Origin of the sequence: Nocardioides malaquae (genome assembly GCF_015070385.1) — a bacterium.
In the GTDB taxonomy this organism is placed as follows: Bacteria; Actinomycetota; Actinomycetes; order Propionibacteriales; family Nocardioidaceae; genus Nocardioides; species Nocardioides malaquae.
Genome location: NZ_JADCSA010000335.1, coordinates 1 through 276, shown reverse-complemented (window position 1 = coordinate 276; position 276 = coordinate 1). Strand labels below are relative to the sequence as shown.

The window sequence follows — 276 nt, the reverse complement described above, 5'->3', positions numbered from 1 at the left end:
GATCTTCCACCACCAGGCCGAGGCCATCGAGGCGCACCTGACCATCGTGTTCGCTGCGCTCGCTGTCGCCCGCTGGCTCCAGACCACGACCGGGCTGAGCATCAAACGCCTCGTCCGCCTGCTCCGGCCGCTGCGTGAAGTCACCATCCAGATCGCTGGGCAGACCACCACCGCCGACCCAAGAATCGACGCCGACACCGCCAAGTTCATCGAGAAGATCTCAGGGCACTAAAGAGGTCCAACTCAGGTACAAGTCAACGGCCTGCTGACGAAACT

The 276-nt window shown here is 62.7% G+C and carries 1 pseudogene; it reads left to right on the top strand.

Features of this window, described 5'->3' with window-relative positions:
• Positions 1-232 (top strand): annotated as a pseudogene (locus IEQ44_RS15780) (IS1634 family transposase); the annotation flags it as partial.
• Positions 233-276 lie beyond the last annotated feature (44 nt).